Annotated in this window: 19 protein-coding genes and 1 other RNA gene; 5 read left to right on the top strand and 15 right to left on the bottom strand. The window is 31.9% G+C overall.

Annotated features, from left to right (window positions below; translation table 11 throughout):
- The first annotated feature begins 48 nt into the window (after positions 1-48).
- Positions 49-276 (top strand): hypothetical protein, encoded by a 228-nt coding sequence (locus AC1QSP_RS09495; RefSeq protein ID WP_230475401.1) that lies wholly within the window; start codon positions 49-51, stop codon positions 274-276.
- A gap of 182 nt (positions 277-458) precedes the next feature.
- Here AC1QSP_RS09495 and AC1QSP_RS09500 read toward each other — a convergent pair whose 3' ends face one another.
- The 7 genes from AC1QSP_RS09500 to AC1QSP_RS09530 form a co-directional block, all read right to left on the bottom strand.
- Positions 459-878: a DUF6943 family protein gene (locus AC1QSP_RS09500; RefSeq protein WP_484078492.1), complete on the bottom strand. Its 420-nt coding sequence runs from the start codon at positions 876-878 to the stop codon at positions 459-461.
- A 1,445-nt stretch (positions 879-2,323) separates the two neighbouring features.
- On the bottom strand, positions 2,324-3,028 hold the full coding sequence (locus tag AC1QSP_RS09505) for an FRG domain-containing protein (RefSeq protein WP_484078493.1): 705 nt from the start codon (positions 3,026-3,028) through the stop codon (positions 2,324-2,326).
- Between the two features lie 8 nt (positions 3,029-3,036).
- Positions 3,037-4,224: a GIY-YIG nuclease family protein gene (locus AC1QSP_RS09510; RefSeq protein WP_484078494.1), complete on the bottom strand. Its 1,188-nt coding sequence runs from the start codon at positions 4,222-4,224 to the stop codon at positions 3,037-3,039.
- On the bottom strand, positions 4,217-6,217 hold the full coding sequence (locus AC1QSP_RS09515) for a DEAD/DEAH box helicase (RefSeq protein ID WP_484078495.1): 2,001 nt from the start codon (positions 6,215-6,217) through the stop codon (positions 4,217-4,219). Before AC1QSP_RS09515 ends, AC1QSP_RS09510 begins: the two co-directional genes overlap by 8 nt.
- Positions 6,218-6,246: 29 nt before the next feature.
- Positions 6,247-7,362, bottom strand: a complete 1,116-nt coding sequence (locus tag AC1QSP_RS09520) for a Fic family protein (RefSeq protein ID WP_484078496.1) — start codon at positions 7,360-7,362, stop codon at positions 6,247-6,249.
- A 430-nt stretch (positions 7,363-7,792) separates the two neighbouring features.
- Entirely contained in the window at positions 7,793-9,457 is a 1,665-nt protein-coding gene (locus AC1QSP_RS09525; RefSeq protein WP_484078497.1) for a hypothetical protein, read from the bottom strand.
- Positions 9,458-9,464: 7 nt separating this feature from the next.
- Positions 9,465-12,155 (bottom strand): class I SAM-dependent DNA methyltransferase, encoded by a 2,691-nt coding sequence (locus AC1QSP_RS09530; RefSeq protein WP_484078498.1) that lies wholly within the window; start codon positions 12,153-12,155, stop codon positions 9,465-9,467.
- A gap of 156 nt (positions 12,156-12,311) precedes the next feature.
- On the opposite strand from AC1QSP_RS09530, the gene AC1QSP_RS09535 reads away from it, so the two are divergent.
- Positions 12,312-12,680: a hypothetical protein gene (locus tag AC1QSP_RS09535; protein ID WP_484078499.1), complete on the top strand. Its 369-nt coding sequence runs from the start codon at positions 12,312-12,314 to the stop codon at positions 12,678-12,680.
- 53 nt (positions 12,681-12,733) lie between these two features.
- On the opposite strand, the gene AC1QSP_RS09540 is transcribed toward AC1QSP_RS09535, so the two are convergent.
- The 7 genes from AC1QSP_RS09540 to ssrA form a co-directional block, all read right to left on the bottom strand.
- Entirely contained in the window at positions 12,734-13,138 is a 405-nt protein-coding gene (locus AC1QSP_RS09540; protein ID WP_484078500.1) for a hypothetical protein, read from the bottom strand.
- A 46-nt stretch (positions 13,139-13,184) separates the two neighbouring features.
- The gene (locus tag AC1QSP_RS09545; protein ID WP_484078501.1) at positions 13,185-13,790 is read right to left on the bottom strand and encodes an ATPase; all 606 of its coding nucleotides are present in this window, start codon (positions 13,788-13,790) and stop codon (positions 13,185-13,187) included.
- Between the two features lie 15 nt (positions 13,791-13,805).
- Entirely contained in the window at positions 13,806-14,576 is a 771-nt protein-coding gene (locus AC1QSP_RS09550) for a transcriptional regulator (RefSeq protein ID WP_484078502.1), read from the bottom strand.
- Positions 14,577-14,796: 220 nt separating this feature from the next.
- Positions 14,797-15,072 (bottom strand): helix-turn-helix domain-containing protein, encoded by a 276-nt coding sequence (locus AC1QSP_RS09555; RefSeq protein WP_484078503.1) that lies wholly within the window; start codon positions 15,070-15,072, stop codon positions 14,797-14,799.
- A gap of 181 nt (positions 15,073-15,253) precedes the next feature.
- Positions 15,254-16,093, bottom strand: a complete 840-nt coding sequence (locus AC1QSP_RS09560; protein WP_484078504.1) for an RteC domain-containing protein — start codon at positions 16,091-16,093, stop codon at positions 15,254-15,256.
- A gap of 104 nt (positions 16,094-16,197) precedes the next feature.
- On the bottom strand, positions 16,198-17,430 hold the full coding sequence (locus AC1QSP_RS09565; protein ID WP_484078505.1) for a site-specific integrase: 1,233 nt from the start codon (positions 17,428-17,430) through the stop codon (positions 16,198-16,200).
- A 321-nt stretch (positions 17,431-17,751) separates the two neighbouring features.
- Positions 17,752-18,147: a transfer-messenger RNA gene (gene ssrA / locus AC1QSP_RS09570) on the bottom strand.
- 139 nt (positions 18,148-18,286) lie between these two features.
- Between ssrA and AC1QSP_RS09575 the strand changes: the two genes are divergently transcribed.
- Together AC1QSP_RS09575 and AC1QSP_RS09580 are read left to right on the top strand one after the other, a co-directional pair.
- Entirely contained in the window at positions 18,287-19,792 is a 1,506-nt protein-coding gene (locus AC1QSP_RS09575) for an aldehyde dehydrogenase family protein (RefSeq protein WP_484078506.1), read from the top strand.
- A 52-nt stretch (positions 19,793-19,844) separates the two neighbouring features.
- Positions 19,845-20,219, top strand: coding sequence for a DUF779 domain-containing protein (locus AC1QSP_RS09580; RefSeq protein ID WP_484078507.1), 375 nt, complete (start codon positions 19,845-19,847; stop codon positions 20,217-20,219).
- An 86-nt stretch (positions 20,220-20,305) separates the two neighbouring features.
- On the opposite strand, the gene gltX is transcribed toward AC1QSP_RS09580, so the two are convergent.
- Positions 20,306-21,814: a glutamate--tRNA ligase gene (gene gltX / locus AC1QSP_RS09585; RefSeq protein WP_484078508.1), complete on the bottom strand. Its 1,509-nt coding sequence runs from the start codon at positions 21,812-21,814 to the stop codon at positions 20,306-20,308.
- Positions 21,815-21,907: 93 nt separating this feature from the next.
- Here gltX and AC1QSP_RS09590 point away from each other — a divergent pair, with 93 nt between their 5' ends.
- The gene (locus AC1QSP_RS09590; protein ID WP_322971511.1) at positions 21,908-22,267 is read left to right on the top strand and encodes a co-chaperone GroES; all 360 of its coding nucleotides are present in this window, start codon (positions 21,908-21,910) and stop codon (positions 22,265-22,267) included.
- Positions 22,268-22,284 lie beyond the last annotated feature (17 nt).

Raw genomic sequence — 22,284 nt, forward strand, 5'->3', positions numbered from 1 at the left:
GATTTAGAGGCCGTTTTGGATGATGTATTAATTAAAATTTTTAAACGGATGAAAATAATTGATCGATTACAATCCCCAACGCCTAAGTTGTTTCAATGGCTCCGAAATATCGGTTTGGTTTTAGCTGCTGTTGGTGGAGTGCTTTTAGCTTCACCAGTAGCATTACCGGAATGGTTAAATGATCTTGGCGGTTATTTAACGGTTGCAGGTGGTGTATTGGGTGCAGTGAGCCAATTGACGGTTGTAGATGGCGTGAATAAAGATGATACAGGATAGTCAAATGAAAATGGGGGTTCTCTGTGGTACAATGTTTAGTATCATTGGGAATTTAGGCTTGAATGATATTGTACAGACGGCAGTTTTAGCTGGTGTAGGTGCTTTTGTCAGCTTTATCGTATCTTATTTATTGAAAAAAATAGAAAAATAAAAAGGCTCTTCGTTTGAAGGGCCTTTTGTTTTTACTTGATGTGTCGCATGATGTACACCTGTTTCAGTTCTCGGATGAGTTGAAGTTGTTTAGCGATTGATTCTTCATATTTCTCCAATTCGAGATAGCGTTGAAAATCATTCTCAAATTGGCGGTAATTACAATATATTTTATGTGCTTTTTCATATACTACTTTTTTAAAATCGCTGATTCGGATATATGGAATAACGGATCCAAATAGATAAGCATCAAAAGCATTAGCTTTCCATGCAGTATATAAAATCGCTTTATACATTTCGTATTGTCTCCAGCTTTTACAATGTATCACAAAACAATTCGGACAAGGTTTTTCAAGTGGTTTCCCCACATTTAAACCTTTGGACAATGCAAATAGATCATAATGATTGCTCATTGCTTTCTCTGAATAATTTTTAATTTCTGGTAAGTTCATAGCTAGTCATTTAAAAATTTATGCTCGCTACGCTTCGCAGAATATTCTTCAAAAGAAAAAACGAAAAAAAAGAAAGCCACTTTTCATTATCAGAGGCATTTTTAAAGGCAAGGTTTTTTGAAAAAATACAACCTGAATAGGTGGAGATTTTTTTAAAAACCCAAAGGGCTTGACCTTGACTAAAAATGCAACTGATAGACCTTTGCGGTTCTTTTTGTTGGATTTTTTTCAAAATTCTTCTTTTCAAGATTTTGATTTCAATTCAAGGGTCTCTTTTCAAGAGTGGATTTTGGTTAGAATTCAAGGTTTTAAAACGGGGCAATGCGCGCAGGAGCCTTACAGCAATCCATACTTTCAGAGGGTGGCGAGGATTAAGTAGGGCAACGTTGAAGGATTTGTATTGTGTAGTGAGATTTAGAATTATGAGGGTTTTTATTTGTAAAATAAACGACGTGTTGTCCTACTCCTCGCCATTTTGAGTACGGGCAATTGCAAGATTATTGTAGCACAAATAGGCTGGGGTTACAAATTGCACTTCGACTGGGCTCAGCACAGGCTTGCAATGGCGTACCAGCCTATGTGATACAACTTGCTGTTGCCTGTACCAAATGTCCCACTAATAGATCTGCTGTAAGGCTTCCTGCATCCATTGATGGGGTGGCGGGGAAAAGAGGAAATCTTATCGCTAATCAAACATTTTTTGCACCTAACGAAAGCCCTTATTAGCATTGGTTGCTTTTGTTTTTCTGCTTTGTGAAAAACAGTACAGAGCAACGAATGCAAGGGCTGATTTTGCCCAATGGTGTGCAACTTTTTGTTTGAATAGTAATTTTCGAATCAAGTTTAAAATGGATAGGTTTTATATTTCTTACTCAAAACCTAGCCATTTTTATAGGTTAGAATGATTGTTACTGAATGAAATTGAAGTTGCACATTATTGGAGTAAATCGTTTGTGCAAAAATGATTGTAGCGATAATTTAAAACTTCAACAATCTCCAAAAATCCATCATCAAGGACTTTCGGAAAATGGAAGGAATCAGATCATCGGAAAGCGCCGGAACTTCAATCCAATAGCGTCTAACATTCCGGTGTATATACGCAGTACCTTTTTTTCCTATGATCAATAAATTTACTTCAGCCCGAAAAGGTATTGCGTATATACATGTTATACGCTGTTGGATGGGTTTTACTTCCGAAATGTTTGAGAGCTATTGAATTGTTGTATGTTGGATTATGGATGGTTTTTGGAGAGGGTTGGCAGATGTGGTTCTAATAAACTAAAAGTAAAAAATGCGAGATTTTGCGATAATCTCGCATTTATTATTTTTATCTCTTTATCTAAAGTCTATCTAAACTATTTGGATTTATTTTAAGATGATATAGCAATCATAAAAGCCTCAACTGGATTGTAGTTGAGATGGGGTGTTAGATTTAAAAAATAAAATTATTGACTATGAGATTTAAAAGTCTCAATATTTTCATAATACCAACTAAGATGTTTAGCTAAACCTTCTAGATCTGGATATATTGATAAATAATTAATTCCATATTGATTAAGAAGTAATAATATATCTTTTTTTAATTCTTTTGGAATAATATATTTTGTTAGACTATTTTTTGTACAAATATCTTCAAATGGTATACTAGGATTTTTATGAATTGTGAAATGTCCAAATTGATTATCTAAACGATTTATTGTTGAAATAGGCAAATGAAAATAATACTCCTTTTCTAAATTCTTATCAAAAGGATTAAAATCATTCAGTTCATCAAATGATAATGTTTCACTTTTAATAACATTATAAACAAACAATGCACCATCTTGATCTTTATAATTGTCATCACTTACAGCAAAAAATAATGCTATTAAAGGTGAATGGGACCAATCTAATAATCTTGTTGGTAATCCTGTATGTTGAGCTATACTTAAATATTGAAGTTTATTTTCATAATTTTTATCCAACATACCAACAGCTCTTCTTTTCCAATGATTAAAAATATCTTCATCATTAGAAGAATTAAATATATCTCTACCTGCTTTAGGTATTAATTTCCAAGATTCATCACTCTGTCCTCTATATTTAACACCTGAATTTGTACGATACTTTTCTAATAATTGATGTAAATGAGTTATATCTTTAATTCTCATATATAGAATTATTTTAAAATAATAGCTTGAGTTTCTCTGTCGTATTTGTATTCGATGATATTACCATTAACAATTAGGTTAATTGCTTCAATAATGATTGGTAAAGGGATATCGAACCATTCTCGAGGAGAGATACGGTATCCGTTATTTTCTATATCAATGCTAAGGCGTGCGTCGCCAAAGAAACGGTGGATTAGATTTTCGAATTTTTGGATGTTTACATCTGCAATTTGGAATGATGCAACTTCCTCGACCTCATCGTATAAATACGTTGCTGATTTAGCTGCATTTTTAATGCGGTCTTTTACTTCTCCTTTACTAAACCCAATTTTATGTAAATTTTGAATGGCCTTAATATCGGGATTATTTGATTTCGATTTTAGAATGTATATCCATCCTGCTTCTTTGGATTCTGGGTATTGTACCCCTGCATTTTGGAATAATTCTTTTTCACCCCCATCAATCACATCTGTAATTAGTTTTCCATTTTTAAGAATGGCTTTACCTAATGATCTAAATAACATATTTGACATTGTACCATTTTCAAATATGGTGAATGTTCGCCCATCAATTCTACGCCCGTCTTTTAATTTCTCCACTTTTTCAGCTTTAGAAACTTCTAGATAAGCCAACAATCCATCCACTAAATAGAAGTTCCCTTCTTTCAGGTTCTTTTCTGCATTTTTAAACTCTTTGAATTTACGCTTCCCTTCTTTTAATTCACGATGTACTTGTTTGAACATCACCTCATATTTCTCGAAATCCTTATCGGAAATTGAAGTACGTTGAGCAATGTAATCCGCTGTATCACGTGAAGGACCTTTAGGCGTATGGTTAAAATTAAAAATGGATTGGTCTCCTTCCATTTCTAATAAACCTAAGTCATCATCGTCTAGAATATCGTCTAAGGATTCAATTTTAGGAGTGTAATCACCTAACAAATTAAAACGATCAAAAGCTTTTAAAGTTCCTTTTTTATGTTCGTTATTTCTTAACTCTTTTAAACGAGAAGCCAATGTATATTCAGACATCGAAGCATTGGAAGGTTCTCTTTTATTAGTTTGATAAAAGGTATTGATTTCTTCGAAAGCATCGATTAAACGGTCTTCGTCTGTCTTATTGTATGTTTGCGTTGGTTTTGTATCTAATAAACCAAAGTCATCATCATCAAAAATATCATCTAAAGTTTTAGCCATTTTGCGCTTTTTTTCTTTTTGCGTCTTGAATAAATAATAATGCCTGAGCTAAACGCTGTTCTTTTGGGTCGTAAGATTGCATACTTGGTTTATCCCCTGTACGTTTTACCCATTCTTTAATCTTAGGCCAAAGTAAAATCGCTTCTTCTTCTGTAAGTTCAATTTTGGTTACATTGATTGTATCTTGTATTGACTTTAGGACACTTGAAGTTACATTCTTTGAAAGGATTTCGAAGGCTTTTTGGAATGGATTAATTGTATCAATTAAATCGATATTAATGTCATCAATATTCACAAAGCTACCTGCCATTTTTATGAATTTTTTTGAACCCTGTTCTTCGACTTCTCCATTTTTGATGACAGAATCTACCACTACATAATGACGAACCGCTTCTACCTCTTCTTCATTTAAATCAGGATAAACCTCTTTGATGATGCGTGGAATTACTACTTGATTGATTACTTCAGGTTCCAAATTACCAGGCATTGCTTTTAGCATTGTCTCGTCTTGTAAAATACGAGCCTTTAAATCATTTAAATCGTTTTGAAGAATCTCTTTTGCACGTTGGGTTTTTGCTTTTTTGAATCCTTTAATTCTGATTGTATTCTCCTCGTCATTTTCACCCTCTATCACATCCTCGTCCTCGTCTTGCATTGGTTTAAATTTGAAGTTCGGTGCTAGGACTTGTTCCATTAATAATGAAGCTGTAATTGCTTTCAGCATGTTATTGACAGATAATTTTACATCATCATCCATTGCATCTGGTTGCGCAATTAGGTTGGTGAATTGAGCGTGTGTTTTGTTGTTGCTATCGCGTGTCGCACGCCCGATGATTTGAATAATTTCGGTTAATGAACCTCTGTATCCGATCGTTAAAGCATGTTGACAAAATGGCCAGTCGAATCCTTCTTTAGCCATTCCTAATGCTATAATCATATCGATATCGTCAGGTGTTTTTACTCCACGTAAGTATGCTATAATCTTATCTCTTTCTTTTTGATTATCGTTGACTAAATCTGCAATTTTTAAAATACGTCCAGAACGTTTACTTTTTACATATAGAACCCCTGTTTCCGTATCTTGATACTCTAGTTCACCAATGCAATCAATGATATGATTTACCTCTTCTAATTTCTCTTTTGAAGATTCAGCAGAGTTTACACTTGGGATATGGATAATTGTTTTAAGGTTTTCGTCTAAGATTTCCTCTAAGGCAGACATTCCTCTTTCTTCATCGTGTTTGTAATATCTTCCACGGTAAAAATGATACCCAATCCCTAATGATTTTAGGTATTCATACCCATTTAATTGATCGTAGTAATTGTATGTGACAGGTGTAAATTTAGATTCATCTTCTGGAGCTAAAACAGGTACGCTATCGCCACGGAAGTAAGAACCCGTCATTGCTACGATATGCGCATTTGATTTTTGCATTAAGTTGCGTAAGACATTTCCTAATCTATTCTCCCCATCGGCAGAAACGTGGTGAAACTCATCAATTGCAATTAAACAATCGTTGAAATCTGTTTCTGTTAAGCCTTCGAATGCAAAGCGTAATGTGGCGTGTGTACAAATTAAAATCTTTTCATCAGACAGCATAAAGTCTTTGAATGCTTGCACTTTACTTTTATCTGAACCAGGCGTACATAGGTTATATTTTATGTTGAATTCCCAATCGGCAAAGAACCCAAACTTTGTTAATTGCGTAGGTGCGAATGAATTCCCAATTGAACGTTCAGGAACAGCAACAATTACTTTCTTGATGCCTTGATTGATTAACTTGTCTAATGCAATAAACATTAAAGCCATTGATTTACCCGAAGCAGGAGGTGCTTTTAATAATAGGTATTGAGCTGAACGCGCCTCGAATGCATTGGCTTGCATTTGACGCATCCCTAGTTCGTTCGTTGCTTTACTTTTCCCTGTTTGTTTGTAATTAACCTCAACAATGTTGATTGGTTTTTTATAGTGTTGAGTTGAGTTGTTTTCCATATTAGTTTTAATTGAGTTACGAAATTATATTATACACGTACTAATTTCATTAAAGGTTCGAAAGAATAAAGGGCAGCTCTTCTACCAGCCGCTTTTTCTCTTAAAACTAAATACCCATTTTCTTCTAATTTTTTTATGATTAAAACAGCTGTAGCATTTGGTATTTTAGTCGTGTTGACGAATTTATTATTTCTAAATACTGGATACGTGAATATAAAATCTAAAATCTCCATATTCCATTTAGAGGATAATATATCTGAAAATTCTGTTTTCGTTGTTTCGTATAAGTTTTTGATACTTTCTGCAATTTCTAGGTTACGAATTGCTTGACTTTCTACAGCATTTAAGAAAAACTTAATCCATTGGTTCCAATCGTTTGAACGAGAAACCTCGCGCATTTGTTCGATGTATTCGTCTTTGTTTTCTTCGAAATATCCACTGATATAAAAATGAGGTTGTGAAAGAATTTTTTCTTGCCACAAATTAAGAGTTATTAGCATTCGTCCAATACGCCCATTCCCATCTTTAAAAGGATGCAGTGCTTCAAACTCTAAATGCATAATTGCAGTTTTAATTAGAGGTGGTAAATCACAGGTTTTAATGTACTCAAATAGATTTTCTAATCCTTGATCTAAGTTTTCTGGATTGATTGGAATAAATTGAATTTCTTTCTTACGCGTATCGGCTAAATAATTTTGTTCTTTTTTAAATTCGCCAGGAGATTTGTTAGCTCCTCTTCCTAAGTACAGTAATTGTTGGTGCATTTGTTTGATGAAGCTAATTGAAAAATTATATCCATTTTCTAATGCGTTCTGTGCATTTTTTAACGCTCGCTGATATAAGATGGTCTCAATGACATCTGCTTTAACATTTGGATTTTCTTGCCCTTCGTTATCTGCTTCATACAACATAATTTCGTCCATTGTACTAATCGTACCCTCAATACGAGAAGATATTACGGCTTCTTGATTTCTTAATGGAGCCAAAAGTATTTCGGTATTGTGTAAGTTTTTAAGCATTTGATCAAAACGAGCAAGTGCATCTGTTGCCTTTACTAATTCTTGAATAAAAACTGCGTAGTTAATATTTTGAGGAGGAAAATTATTGTAGTGATATTTTACTGCATTATCTATATTAAAATCCATTTTCTATCTTATTGTATTCAAATATACTTAAAATTATGTAAACAATAGTGTTTGATTACAAAATACAATCAAAAACAACAATCAAATCTTTTTGATTACAAAAGTTGTAACCAAAAAGATTTGATTACAACTTTTGTTTAAAAAATGTAAACAACAAAGTTTGCTTACAATTTCTGTTATCAAACTTTTTTGCTTACATAAATATCTTATTTATTGTAACCAAAATTTATTTATTTCTTTTTTGTTGTCTTTTTTGGTTTAGCGAATAGGGATTCTTTCGAGGTCATTTCGTCGTATAGTTTGAATAAGTATTCTAAACGTTCTTCGTCTGAATTGAAAGGTGCTAAACGATTATTACATTTAAGTCACTTATCAAATCTATTTTTAAATACACAAAACACATTGATTTATAGGATTATTTATACTTTTTTTATTGAAGTGAATTAATAATATCTCCAAATCTTGAACTCATCTTTTCTTTATATCCTTTCCCTTGGGCTACTCTCATTACATATTTATTGAAAGGAAGTAATTTATTTTGTTCAGACTTTTGGATTTCCATTATATAGTTATCAATAAGATCGTTCAGAATAATTGTACCATCTTTAAAATAATCCTCTAGCTTAATTAAGGTTTCGAGGGGTAACATTATAAAATCTTTGATTAAATAATCTTCAGAAATCACTCTATCTTTCTTTAATAAGCTAAATCTATTGTTTAGTAAATATCTTACCCCTTCAATATCAAAATTAGAATCTTGATAAATAACAATAGGATACACATTCAATTTATCTAATACTTCAAAATTGTCATATTCATTAAGAATGGAAGATAATTTATTTTCTATAACATTTAACAATTGAGTAATTCCTTTAGGTTTATTCGATGTGCTAAGTTCAAATTTTTGTAATATTTCATTGTTTATTCTTTCTAAATGACCACAATTTTTAATATCAGCACTTAACATAACATCTTTAAATTCAAAAAGAAATATATTTTTTCCTTTTCTAATATAAAAATCAGGCTCACCATCTACTAAAGTTCTTTTTAACACTTCCCCTGAAAAAAGTTTTTTATAATTATTAGAAAAGCAACCTTTCATAATTTCATAAAAAAGATATTTTTCTGTAAATCGTTCACCTACCAATTGTTTTAGTTGAGGATAATTTTTGATTTTGCTTTTACCTTTTAATATAGATGCAAAATCAAATAAAAAACTTTGGAACATTTTATCTATGAAAAACTTAGATGAAATAATACTGTATAGATTATTACCGTAATTATAGACAGGTTTACTTCTTAATCCAATAAAATCTGGAGTTCGTTTAAAGTTCTTAATATCAACACTCATTGAATCTAAAAACTTTTTACCATAATAAGTATTTGGATTTATTTGTATCAAATTTGAAGCACCATCTTTATTAGTAACAATTTTGAGATAAGTATCCAAGATAAAAATTAAATAATCTTCCCATTTTTCAATTTTATTTTCTTCTAGGAATAGATTTAAATATTCTTTAAATTCAGGATCTTCTTTACAGAAAATCATAAAGGAATAAAATCGTATAAATTCAACTCTATAATCTTTAGGAAATATTATATCATTGATTTTTAATTGCTCTGGTAAATGGTGTAAAACTTGCGATTCAGCATCTTTAATATTCATTAAATTTTCTGATGAATACTTAATTCTTTCATCACAACATATTAAATAAGCTATAAATAGATTTGAAAAATCATCTTTTGATTCAAGTACTTCTACATCTATATCATTATGGTTTTCTAAAATATATTCAATTAGAATAAGTATAGCCGTTTTATCTATAAATTGATAATTACTTATTTCATTATTTATAAACTCTAAATATTTACTAATTACATGCTGTAATTTTTTGTTCATATTAAATAAAAGAGGAATAAGAAAATGAAATTCATCTTGATTATTTGTCTGTAAATTTTTTTTTAATAATAAATATGTAAGCCATTTAATAGCACTTTTCGAAGGTATTATTTTAATTAATTCATTTAGATTGTCATTCCCATTAGGAAATATACAAGAGTATGTAATTTGCCTTTTCACTATTAAATGCTCCATTTTTTCACTATTTCTTTTTTGCTGTCTTTTTAGGTTTCGCAAACAAAGTTTCTTTCGAGGTCATTTCGTCGTACAGTTTGAATAAGTATTCTAAACGTTCTTCGTCTGAATTGAAAGGCGCTAAACGGTAGATGCGTTCGATGGCTTCGTCTAATTCTTTGTGTGCTTGTTTTAATCCCGCAGGCATTGTTTCGGGATTGTATAACCACGCCAATGTTTTTTCTGGGTATTTGGCACGTTCATCTAATATGCTAAATACATATTGGTTGATGGTTTCTTTTTTCTTTTCGCTTAATGTAGGAAATGGAAAAGTATTGTAACATAGTTTCGCTGAGTAACGATAATCTGTTTTTAATTTACCACCTACAGCGTCTACCCAAACCATGTGCATTTTTGAATGGAGTACACCGAACAGCCAAGGTTGAGCATCAGAGACTATCATACATAGATTAGTTGAAATATTATCTTTTGATAAAAAATCAATAGGAATATATTCTCTTCTTTCTGAAGAAACACTTGGGATAATAATAAAATCTTTATCTGTATTTTGAGTTATTTGAGCAAATAAATGTGGTATTTCAGCCAATTTAGGTCTCGATGATTTCCCTCTTGTTTCCCTAATTTTATCAAAAATATTTTTTAATTCATCTACTTTATTTAACTCATTATAATCTTCATTTTCAAACCACAGACACCATCTTTCAATTCCATTAATTAATTCAGTAGAACCAATTACTTTTTTAAAATATTTTTCTGTTATTGGACTTCTTAATATCAGTTCTTGTTTCTCTATTGGTGTAAATAATAAATTACCTCCATCAGCAGGCATATTACCAAAATTCATTGGAGGGAAATTTGATATAGATTTATTTTGCTGTTCAATAAAAATATTATTGCCTTCAATTAAATATGAATTAATATTTTTAACTTCCTTTGCTATTGAATCATTGTATATAAATTTCGGTTTATTTGAGATATTTCTTAATCCAACAATAATTACCGTTACACCAGCATTTCCTTTTGCATTATTTATCCATTTAAATGATTGATATGCAAAACCAATTTCTAATTTATCTGTTAAAATACGTGGCCAAGTTAATGCAACCAATAACCCTTGACAAACAGAATTGGTCGAAACAAATGCTAATTGTGCATTTATCCCCTCAATGTATTTAGCTCCTTTATAAAACCAAATGGATACATAATCTAAACTTTTATAGTCTTTTTTAAAAACTAACTCCATATCTGATTTTTGCTCTGCATCTTGGTTTCTACTCCCCAAATACGGTGGATTCCCGATGATGTACACTTCGTCGTTTGTTTCTTTTGGACACACCTGTTCCCAATCTACACGCGCTGCATTCCCTTGGGTAATGTTCCCACTTTGTTGTAATGGCAGAATAGGATTTGATTTTCCGTAATCTAATAACTCCTGTTCGAAGACTTGGTTCATTTGGTGTTCTGCTAACCAAAGTGAAAGAATCGCCATTTCGTGTGCAAAATCTTTGATTTCGATGCCGTAGAATTGAGCCAATTTAATTTCAGAGAAATAGATCTTACGTTGGGTTGTATTTAGGTCTATTAACTCTTTAATAATTTGAATCTCGAGGTTACGTAATTCTTTGTAGGTAATGATTAAGAAGTTCCCACTACCACAGGCAGGGTCGAAGAATTTTATTTTCCCCAATCTGTCTAATAATGCTTCTAACTTTTTGACGTTGCCTTTATTTTTTTCGAACTCCTCGTATAAATCGTCTAAAAATAAAGGTTTGATTAACTTTAGGATATTGACTACTGATGTATAGTGCATCCCTAAGTTGTTACGTTCGGCAGGATCAGCAACTGCTTGAATCATTGATCCGAAGATATCCGGATTAATTTCGGACCAATCTAACTCGCCAGAATCGATTAAAATTTGACGTGCTTTTTTTGAGAATTTAGGACATTGGATATCATCACGAAATAAACCTCCATTTACATAAGGGAAATTGTTTAAATGTGATGGAAAAGTCCCTTGGCCATTCGGTGTATTTAATTTACGGAACAGTGTAGATAAAAATAGATCTACATCTGAACCATCTTTTACTGTATTGTTAACTAAGGCTTCGGTGAAAATACTTTTCTGCTCGAAAATTCCCGTATCCTCTGCGAAAAAACAAAATAGTAAACGCGATAAGAATATGTTTAGGTTGTGACTTCCGTTGGCTACCCATTCTGGATTATCCGCAATTAAGATATCGTATAGTTCCCCTAATTTGTACGCGGCATCACGGTCTAATTTATTATCGTTGCTTACACGATAAATTTCGGCTCCAGAAAGTGGTAAGAAGAAATCTGTTTGTTCACCTAACTCTTGAATTTGAAATTCTTTGTTGTTGCCTAATTTGGTATCTATAGCAAAAATGGTTTCAAAATCAGTTACAACAATGAAACGAGGTTTCTGTTTTTTGATTTTCTCGTCTTTTGCTAAGTCATCGATTAGATTTAAAAGATTGGCTTGTTTTTCTACTTTGAAGAATATTTTGCCTTTGTAGAATAATTCGCCTTCATTTTTAGAAAGGTTATAGTCTCCTTTTTTTAGACGAGTGATTGTTGTTTTTGATAACCCAAATGAGGCTAAGAAATCGTAAATAAAGTTTTCTTGGTCTATATTTTGGGCGATTGTATCTAGGTTATGTTGAATTTCTGCTTTCTTCATTGAAAGTTAGTTGAGGACTTTATTTGTTGAATGGTAAAATTAAGGAAAAGTTTAGTAAAAGTATTTAGAATACTAATATCAATATCTATTAAAAGAAAATTTTTATATTAGATAAAACATTAAATTTTAATTGTTAATACTAAATATTTTATTAAAATGCTTGACAAATTTTTTAAAGTTAATTTACCGTATGGTTTGATAAAAAATGACAAAAATGAATGGGCTGTATTTAATCGAGAATATCAACCTTTAGGTTTTACTATACGAGAGCACGAAAGTGTAAGACAAGGTTTATTTAATCATTTACCTATCCGAGCAAAGTACAATGGATTATCCGAAAAACTTTTATTAGAAATTGCATTTGATGCAGAGAGAGGTATACTACGAAATGAACAAGGTGAAATCTATCAAGTTTACTTGTATAACGATAGGACTAATCCTGTAAACCATGATGAGGATAAATTATGGGATGATTATTTTAAACGATTGAAGAAGTTATCTAAGCTTTCTTTGAAAGAGTATTAATAAAAAACCTCAACTGGGGAGTTGAGGTTGGAGTTTATTTTTATCTTTAATTATTAATCTTCTTGAATCTTATAATCAATAAATTCGTATGTGTTATTATCTTCACCAATAATCTTTATTGCTTTAAAAGCTATATCACCATTTTTAAGTGTTTGGTAAGTGTAAATATCTGTTAGATTACTTGTTTTATGGTATTCATAATATTTTCCATCATTTGTCCACCAATTTCCATTCTCAGTAAATTGTTCTACATCACCATCTTCATCGATTGTTATAAAATTAAGAACACTTAATCCTTTTTCAAATCGACAAGAAATCCAATATTTAGAAATACCATCTACTTGTTTGTTTTGCTCAGATCCTTTAAAACAACCAATTAATTTTTTGTCATATTCTTTTTTTTGTCCAAAAGTTATTGAACCTACACATAGAAGTAAGAATAGTAATTTAATTTTCATTTATAAGTTTTTAAATATATAATTTAATGCGAATATAAAATTATTTTTAGATTCTCTTATCCTTCCTATCCGCAGGAACAGAAAGAACATTCATCATCTGTCGTAAACGAGAGCGGACACGTTCGGTGTAATACTTTTCGATTTCGGAAGCAGATAGATTAGTTGTGATGTGTGTTTTGATGTTGAGGTTCATGAATAGGTCGTAACGGCTAAGGATAACCTCAGCCATTACATTACATTCGTTACCGAAATATTTGATATTGTTTTCTGTTCCAAGATCATCAAAGCAAATGTTTTTCATTGGAAAATCGAAAGGAATACCTTTACTGTATTTATCGATAGTATTGTATCCTTCTTTGATAAATTCGAATGACACATCTCTGCATGTAGTATAATAGAACTTCTGTTCTTTAACCATGATGCGTTGCATTAAACGGAACCAAGTTGTTTTCCCAATTCCGATTGGACCAGTTAATAAAATCCCTTTACTTAAATCCATTTGTAGCTCTTGACATTTCTCTTCATCATGCAAGAAATAAGCAGCTAAACGTACAATAAACGGAAAATCTTCTTTATGGAAAGTATATCCTGGATGAATGTATTTTCTTCCTTGTTGTTCTAAATGAAATAAAAGTTTTTGATAATTGATCATAGCATTACAATTTGGTTATAATGGTTCGTCGTATCGTTTGTTGATGGATGTATCTAATGGTTTTTGGGCTGTAAATCGTGAATAATGTGTGTATTGTGAAGCATTAATCATCCAATTGTTTGCAGCTGCTTTCCAATTTTTCATTTTAGTCTTTCCTCCTACTAGCCAGCCAACCGACTCGAAATAATAAAAGAATTTTTCTGCATCAAGCATGGGCTTTCCTTTTTCTTGAAAATATTCTTTTGCTTCATCCAATGTTGGGATATTAGATTTTTCACTTGATTTTATTTCAGACTGTTGATCACTTTTATCGTTAGGTTTAGATAAACAATTATTATTGTTTATTGTTTTATTGTTTATATGTTTTATAAAAGGCTCGTTCCCTTTATCATTCGCTGTATCTAAAGCCGTATCATTTTGTGTACTGCTCTGTTTTATATCTGTGTTATTGACTTGATTATTTTTTGAACTCCTACGTTTTGAAAACTGTGCTGATTTTGTAAAATCAATGAGATACACTTTACTCCCTAAAAATGGATTGTAAGAAGGTTCGTAAATGATATATCCATTATCATGTAAGATCTTCATGGAGCGATGATACGTGCTTTTAGACATGATCTTACTTAAACGCATGATTTCATCACGAATGACTACGATTGGATTAGAGAATTGATGCCTGTTCCATGTATTGAATAATGCTAAATAAATCGAGATTTGACTTGGTGATATATCTGGATCACTTTGTACTTTTTGAAAGAAGAATGATAAGTGTTTGATGTAATTCATGTATAAAATGTTTTAAGTTATACGTAGTATGTTTTACGTTTGAGATTAGATTTTAGTGATTGGTGGTTGGTTTGTCGTCTTACTTCTCGATACAATTTTCTTTTGCTGGAGCAACGAAAATTACTCGAACTGACGAGGAAAAATAAAGGCAGGATTATTACTTATTTGTCGTAATTAAACCTGCCTTAAATAACCAACCTAAACCAAATGAAAGCAATATCTATATTCGATGCGCACTAACTTTATTCTTGACGAGAAGTTTCTCGATATCATCTAGGCTATAGTAGTAATGTTTACCTATTTGTGAAAATGGGATTTGATGCGTGTTTCTTAACTCCAATAGTTTTGATCTAGAGATTCCTAGAATATCACAACATTCATTGGATTGTACCCATCGGTTTAAACTTTTATTTTCTAATGCAATTTTAAGTTCTTTTACAATTTCATCTTTCAAAAATGAAATGTCTTCTGGATGTAATCTTTTCTTGTTTTTCATTTGTTTTGAGGTTTAATTTTTGACTGAAACAAATTTCAAACAGTTGAAAAAATATTTTTATGTACTCTATATTAACTACATAAAGAAAAATATTAATATCCCTAATGATGAGGTTTGTAAAGGATATAAAAAATGAAGTAAGATAAAGTAGGTAGTAGATAAGTATATAAATTGACTTTTTTTAATCGATTAACTTCGCATTTAATTGATCACGGAGTAAATCAATAAACTTCGTTTTGTTTGATTTTCGAGCCTTTATATTTTGAATCACGTTATTATGATTATGTAAATCAATATTAAATATATCTTCAAAGAATTCCACTAATTCTTGTAATTCGATTCTTCCATCATTAATTGTTTTGCTTAAATACAGGGCATAAATCAATTCAACTAATAAGACTTTAGAAGAAGTCCAGCGTAAATTATATTTTTTGTCTTTCTTCGAATTATCCTTCTGATGAATAAACTCTTTCAGTACACTTATCTTATGTTCTATGTATTGAATCACTTCTGGTATAGACTCTCTCTTGCCTATTGCAATAGATATAGAGTTAGTAATGTAATTTTCATTCAGTGCACAACTTAAATTATTACGCCTCCAACGGTAATGCTTACGTAAGAATAAACGCTTTTTCTTTTTATTAGAAAGGGCTTTTGATTCATTTAATAATAATAATTCATCTTCATAGATATTATTAATGCGTTGAATACATTTTGTATAAAAAAGGAGTTCTTCACTTTTCGTAAAACAAGTGAGGTACTTTTCCTTTTCGATCATTGCAATGGATTTATGGAGATAATATAATTTGAATATTTTAGGAAAGTATGTTTTGAAGTAGATTATTTCATCTTCTTTCGAATTGAAAATATGGGCTTTCAATTTCTCTTCAATGATGGTTAAATAATCTTCGGTTAATTGCATGGCTGATGAAGAAAATTCGAAATCATCTACAATTTGTTGTCTTAATTCAGCTAATTCATTTTCCAATTCGCTGAATACTTTTACTAGTGATTCACTCATATTGGCATTTAGTTGATTAGTTTATTAATTCAATTTCAATTTAATAAAATTGATTAAAATCAACAATACTAAATAAAAAAACTCCCAATCGGGAGTTTCTCTATCTATATTACTTTACTTTTCTTCTTATCAAATATATTCTTCAAATGTTCCATATCATGGCTGATTTTCTGTTCTGTGATTCTCGCATAATGTTGAGTGGTTGTAATACTATTATGACCTAACATTTTAGAAACGGATTCAATCGGTACTCCATTGGATAATGTGACTGTTGTTGCAAAGGTATGTCTGGCACAATGAAAAGTTAGTTCTTTGTTGATTCCTGCAATAGCTGCAATTTCTTTTAAGTAAACATTCATTTTTTGATTGCTGAATACAGGCAATAACTTCCCTCCTTTACACAATGGATGATCTTGATATTTGTTGATGATCTCTAAAGGGATATCCAATAAAGGAATTTTGGTTGGGGTTGAGGTTTTTTGACGATAAGTATGAATCCATAATTGACCATCAATCCCTTTTACAATATGATTTTTTGTGAGGTTATCCACATCGACATAAGCCAAACCGGTATAACATGAAAAAATAAATATATCACGTACTAAGTTTAAACGTTCTGCTGGATGCTCATGTATATAAATTTTTACGATCTCTTCTTCTGAAAGAAATATACGTTCAACTTTTTCAATTTTCACTTTATAATTAACAAATGGGTCTTTTTGAATCCAATCATTTGCCAAGCAATAATTGATGATCTTTTTGAAGTTCTTAATATACTTCACTGTAGTATTATTATTGCAATTACGAACTGTTCGAAAGTAAAAGTCAAAGTCCATGATAAAAGCATGATCTATTTTCTCCAAAGAGATATCCTCCACGTTGTATTTATGTCTTAAGAAATCTTGTAAATGCTTTAATGTAGTTTCATAACGTAGGATGGTACCAGGAGCAAATTCTTTGTTTGCTAATTTTGATATTTGTTCATTGTGTAATTTAAAGATGGGTACAATCATACGAACGACCTCATCTTGTTTACGAGCAAATAAGTTTTTAATATCATCTAAAGTGATCTCTTGATTTCGGATGTTATATTCTATTTCAAGATTAATAATTTGTGTTTTGATTTGATTGAGATAATTATTAATTGAACTAGCTTCAGTTACAGTAGACTTGATTTTAGCGTTTTTAGCATCCCATGTTTTAGGATTGATAAACTTTTTAGTACTGAATTCCCATCGCTTCCCATTTAATGTAATGCGCACATAAATAGGATAAAACCCTTGTTTATTGGCTTTGGCACTTCTTGGGTAAATGTGAAGTTTTAAATCTTGTTTCATCTGATTCAAATTTTAATGGTTAATAAAAATTTAATTGGTTTTTGAATGAGAATCAAGATGTTCGAATGTTGTATAGGTTATCGTAACAGCTATTAATACAGCCTATAAAACAGTTATAAAATAGGTTATTAAACTCTTCTGTATCCCTTTTGTATAAAGGATTTCATGAATTTGCCGAGACCCTAATTTTAGTCGTAATTTAGGGTCTCGATAGGGTCTCTCTATTTATGTGTTTAGTTGTGCACAATTACACATAAAAAGGCATAAAAAAAGCCCTATTTCCGTTGAAATAAGGCTTTTTGTGGTTAAATAACCATTAAAAAGTGGAGCTGGCGGGATTCGAACCCGCGTCCAAACAAGCAACACATAAGCTTTCTACATGCTTAGTTTGTTCTTAATTTTCGACGGAATCCTGAGAACAAACACTCTGTCATCCGCTTATCATCTAAAATCTCGGAACCCATCCGATGCACTAGGGTTCCTATTCTTACTTTCCCGTATCCCTTGATCAGACGCCGTAAGTCAAGGCTTCTGAGGGATATTCAGCTTCTATACCTTGTATAGACGTGGCGTATCCTACTATAATTCGGATTATGCAGCTAAAGCGTACTCTTCGTTGCCAGTTAAAAAGTCGAAGTGCCTGATTAAAGTGAGTACACAACATGTCACTGCATGCTTACTTACACATTGGACTTGCTGTCAAAACCAGTCAGCCCCATATAAGTTGATTTGAGTTTCATCAAACCACGACAAACTTACAAATTTTATACCAATGTTAATTAACTTTTTGTAAACATATTTTCTTATGATTAAATCCTAAATTAGAACAAATTAAAAATCTAAACCTCAATCAATTATGGGAAATTTAGTACAACTTCCTTCATTAAAGGATAAATATGACAACTACATTAACGGTAAATTTACACCTCCTGCAAATGGAAAATATTTTGATGTAATCACACCTTTAACAGGCAAAGTATTTTCAAAAGCTGCTCATTCTTCAGAAGAAGATTTAACCCTTGCGGTAGATGCAGCCTACGCAGCCTTCCAAACATGGAGTAAAACATCTCCTACGGAAAGAAGTCTTTTGTTAAATAAAATTGCAGATCGAATGGAGCAACATCTTCAAGATATTGCAGCAGTTGAAACTTACGACAATGGTAAACCTGTTCGAGAAACTTTAAATGCAGACATTCCTTTAGCTATTGATCATTTTAGATATTTTGCTTCAGTAATTCGTGCAGAAGAAGGGTCTTTAAATGAATTGGATAAAGATACGGTCTCTATCATTGTTTATGAACCTATTGGAGTGGTTGCTCAGATTATCCCATGGAACTTCCCAATTTTAATGGCTGTTTGGAAATTGGCTCCAGCATTAGCGGCGGGTAACTGTGTTGTTCTTAAACCTGCAGAGTCTACTCCAATTTCAATCATGTTTTTAATGGAAATTATTGGAGATATATTGCCTCCAGGGGTAGTAAATGTGGTGAATGGATTTGGTTCTGAATTAGGACGACCATTAGTAACCAACCCCAAAATTTCCAAGGCTGCCTTTACAGGATCTACTGCAACTGGTCGCTATGTAATGCAATATGCAACTGAAAATATCATTCCTGTTACTTTAGAATTGGGTGGGAAATCACCAAATGTTTTCTTTGAATCGGTCATGGATCATGACGACGACTTCTTAGATAAAGCGATTGAAGGTGCAGTATTATTTGCTTTAAACCAAGGTGAAATTTGTACATGTCCTTCTCGATTATTGGTACAAGAATCAATTGCTGATAAATTTTTAGAAAGAGTCGTAGAACGTGTTAAAGCCATCAAAGCAGGAAATCCTTTGGATCCAGACACAATGATCGGTGCACAGGCTTCACAAATTCAATACGATAAAATTTTAAATTACATCGAATTAGGAAAAGAAGAGGGTGCAGAAGTCTTAACTGGCGGTGGTGCAAATCAATTGCAAGGGGAATGTGAATCAGGATATTACATTAAACCGACCCTTCTTAAAGGGCACAATAAAATGCGCGTATTCCAAGAAGAAATCTTTGGGCCAGTGTTAGCTGTAACCACTTTTAAAGATGAAGCAGAAGCGATTGAAATAGCAAACGATACCATCTACGGTTTAGGAGCTGGAGTATGGACAAGAGATGCTCATCAATTGTATCAAATCCCTCGTGCAATTCAAGCTGGACGTGTTTGGGTAAACAACTATCATAATTATCCTGCAGGAGCTCCATTTGGTGGTTATAAATTATCCGGTATTGGGCGTGAGAATCACAAAATTATGTTGGATCATTACCGACAAGCAAAAAACATGTTAGTTTCTTATAACAAGAAAAAAATGGGATTCTTTTAAATAATAAATTAGGAAGGCAAACTTATTTTGCCTTCTTTTAATCTTATCGATTATGATATCAAGAATAGATGCAACTTCAACTGCTAAAGCCCTCATCGAGGAACTAAAACATTTACACGGTGAATTAATGTTTTATCAAGCAGGTGGATGTTGTGAAGGAACGCAACCCCAATGTTTCAAGAAAGGTGAATATTATCTACGCTATAAAGATATTTGCATAGGAACGATCGAAGAATGCGAATTTTGGGTAGATAAAGATCTTTTTGAATATTGGAAACACGCACATTTTGAATTGGATGTGATCGAAGCTATTGGTGCAGGTGGATTCTCTTTGGAAATTCCATTAGGAAGGACATTTAAAGTGAATTACAGAATTTTTAAACCTGATGAATTGGAGCAATTAGAACCTACAAAAATCAACTTATAATTTTTTCATTATTTATTTTAGTTTTATAAAAAAGCCATTGATTCTAATTGAATTAATGGCTTTTTTAATTTTTTATTTTATTGGTATTATCCTAATACTTCAATAATCTTATTGATACGAACAATTGTTTCATCCTTTCCTAACATTGCCATAATGACTGGAACATCTGGTCCTTGTAATGCACCAACTAAACTTAATCGTAATGGCATTCCAATTTTACCGAAACCAATTTCTTGAGCAGTTACAAAATTAGCCATTGCATCGTGTAATGCTTCAGCTGTAAATTCAGTTGAATTTAAAACGTCAATAAACTTCGTTAAAATTTCAGTTGAATCTTCTTTAAACGCTTTTTTCGCTGCTTTTTCGTCATATGCTGTTGGAGCAACATAAAAGAATTTCCCTTGTTCAAAAATATCTTTTACAAAGTTTGCACGCTCTTTTAATAATTCGATTACTTGCGTATCTAAAGCATCATTTGTTCCAATTCCTTCTGCAGTTAAAACGTCTTGGAAAGCTGGTAATAATTCTGCAGCAGATTTTTGTTGTAAATATTGATTGTTGAACCAAACGGCTTTATCTGGAGAAAAACGAGCTCCTGATTTAGAAACTTTTTCTAAAGAGAAATCTTGGATTAATTCATCCATGGTATACATCTCTTTATCTGTTCCTGAACTCCATCCTAATAATGCTAACATATTAATCACCGCTTCTGGAAAATAACCTTCTTGTTTATATCCTTTTGCAGTTCCTTCCTCTGTTACCCACTCCATTGGGAATACTGGGAATCCATGTTTGTCTCCATCACGTTTACTTAATTTTCCTTTACCTTCTGGTTTTAGGATTAATGGTAAGTGTGCAAAACGAGGAGCTTCCCATCCAAATGCATCGTATAATAATTCGTGTAAAGCCATTGATGGTAACCATTCTTCTCCACGAATCACATGTGTAATTTCCATTAAATGGTCATCCACGATATTCGCTAAGTGGTACGTAGGCATTCCGTCAGATTTAAATAACACTTTATCATCTAACGTTGATGCATCAATCGAAATTTTACCACGAATCATATCATCCAATAAAACTGTACGTGTATCATCAATAATGAAACGAACCACATAAGGTGTGTTTGCATCTAATAATGCTTGTGTTTCTTCTTTTGATAACGATAACGAGTTCTTTAATTGACCACGAGTTGACCAATTGTAGATGAATGTTTCTTTATTTTCTTCTGCTTTTGCACGTGCTGCATCTAATTCTTCAGCTGTGTCAAATGCGTAATATGCTTTTCCGTTTGCTAATAACTCCTCAACGTATTTTTTGTAAATTTCTTTACGTTCTGATTGACGGTATGGAGCAAATTCTCCTCCAACTCCTACACCTTCGTCAGGAGTTAAACCTAACCATTTTAATGAATCAATAATATATTGTTCAGCACCTTCAACATAACGTGTTTGGTCTGTATCTTCAATTCTTAATAAGAATTTTCCATTATGATGTTTTGCGAAAAGATAATTGTATAACGCCGTACGTACTCCTCCAATATGTAATGCACCTGTTGGACTTGGCGCAAATCTTACGCGAACTTCTTTTGCCATTGATTAAGTATCTAAATTTTATGCAAATTTAAGGTCTTCAATAGAATAATAGTGTTTTAATTTTAAAATATTGTAATTTTTTATCTTCGTGTTATGGAAATGAAAATAAAAAACTTAATCATTGTAGGAGACAGAGTTCTGATTAAACCAAAATCAGAGACCAATCGTACCAAATCAGGTTTATTTTTACCTCCGGGTGTTCAATCCAAAGAAGAAATTCAAACCGGACTGATTGTTCGAACAGGCCCTGGATATGCCATTTCAATTGATGACAACCAAGAGCCTTGGAAAAAGGAACAAGAAATCAAATACATCCCATTGCAAGCTCAAGAAGGAGATGAAGCCGTGTTTTTACTAAAACATGCTTATGAGGTTATGTATGAAGATGAAAAATATTATATTGTTCCTCAGACCGCTATCTTGATGCTCGAACGAAATCAAGATATTTTTTAAACCATAGAATTATACCA

This window comes from Faecalibacter sp. (assembly GCF_057177045.1).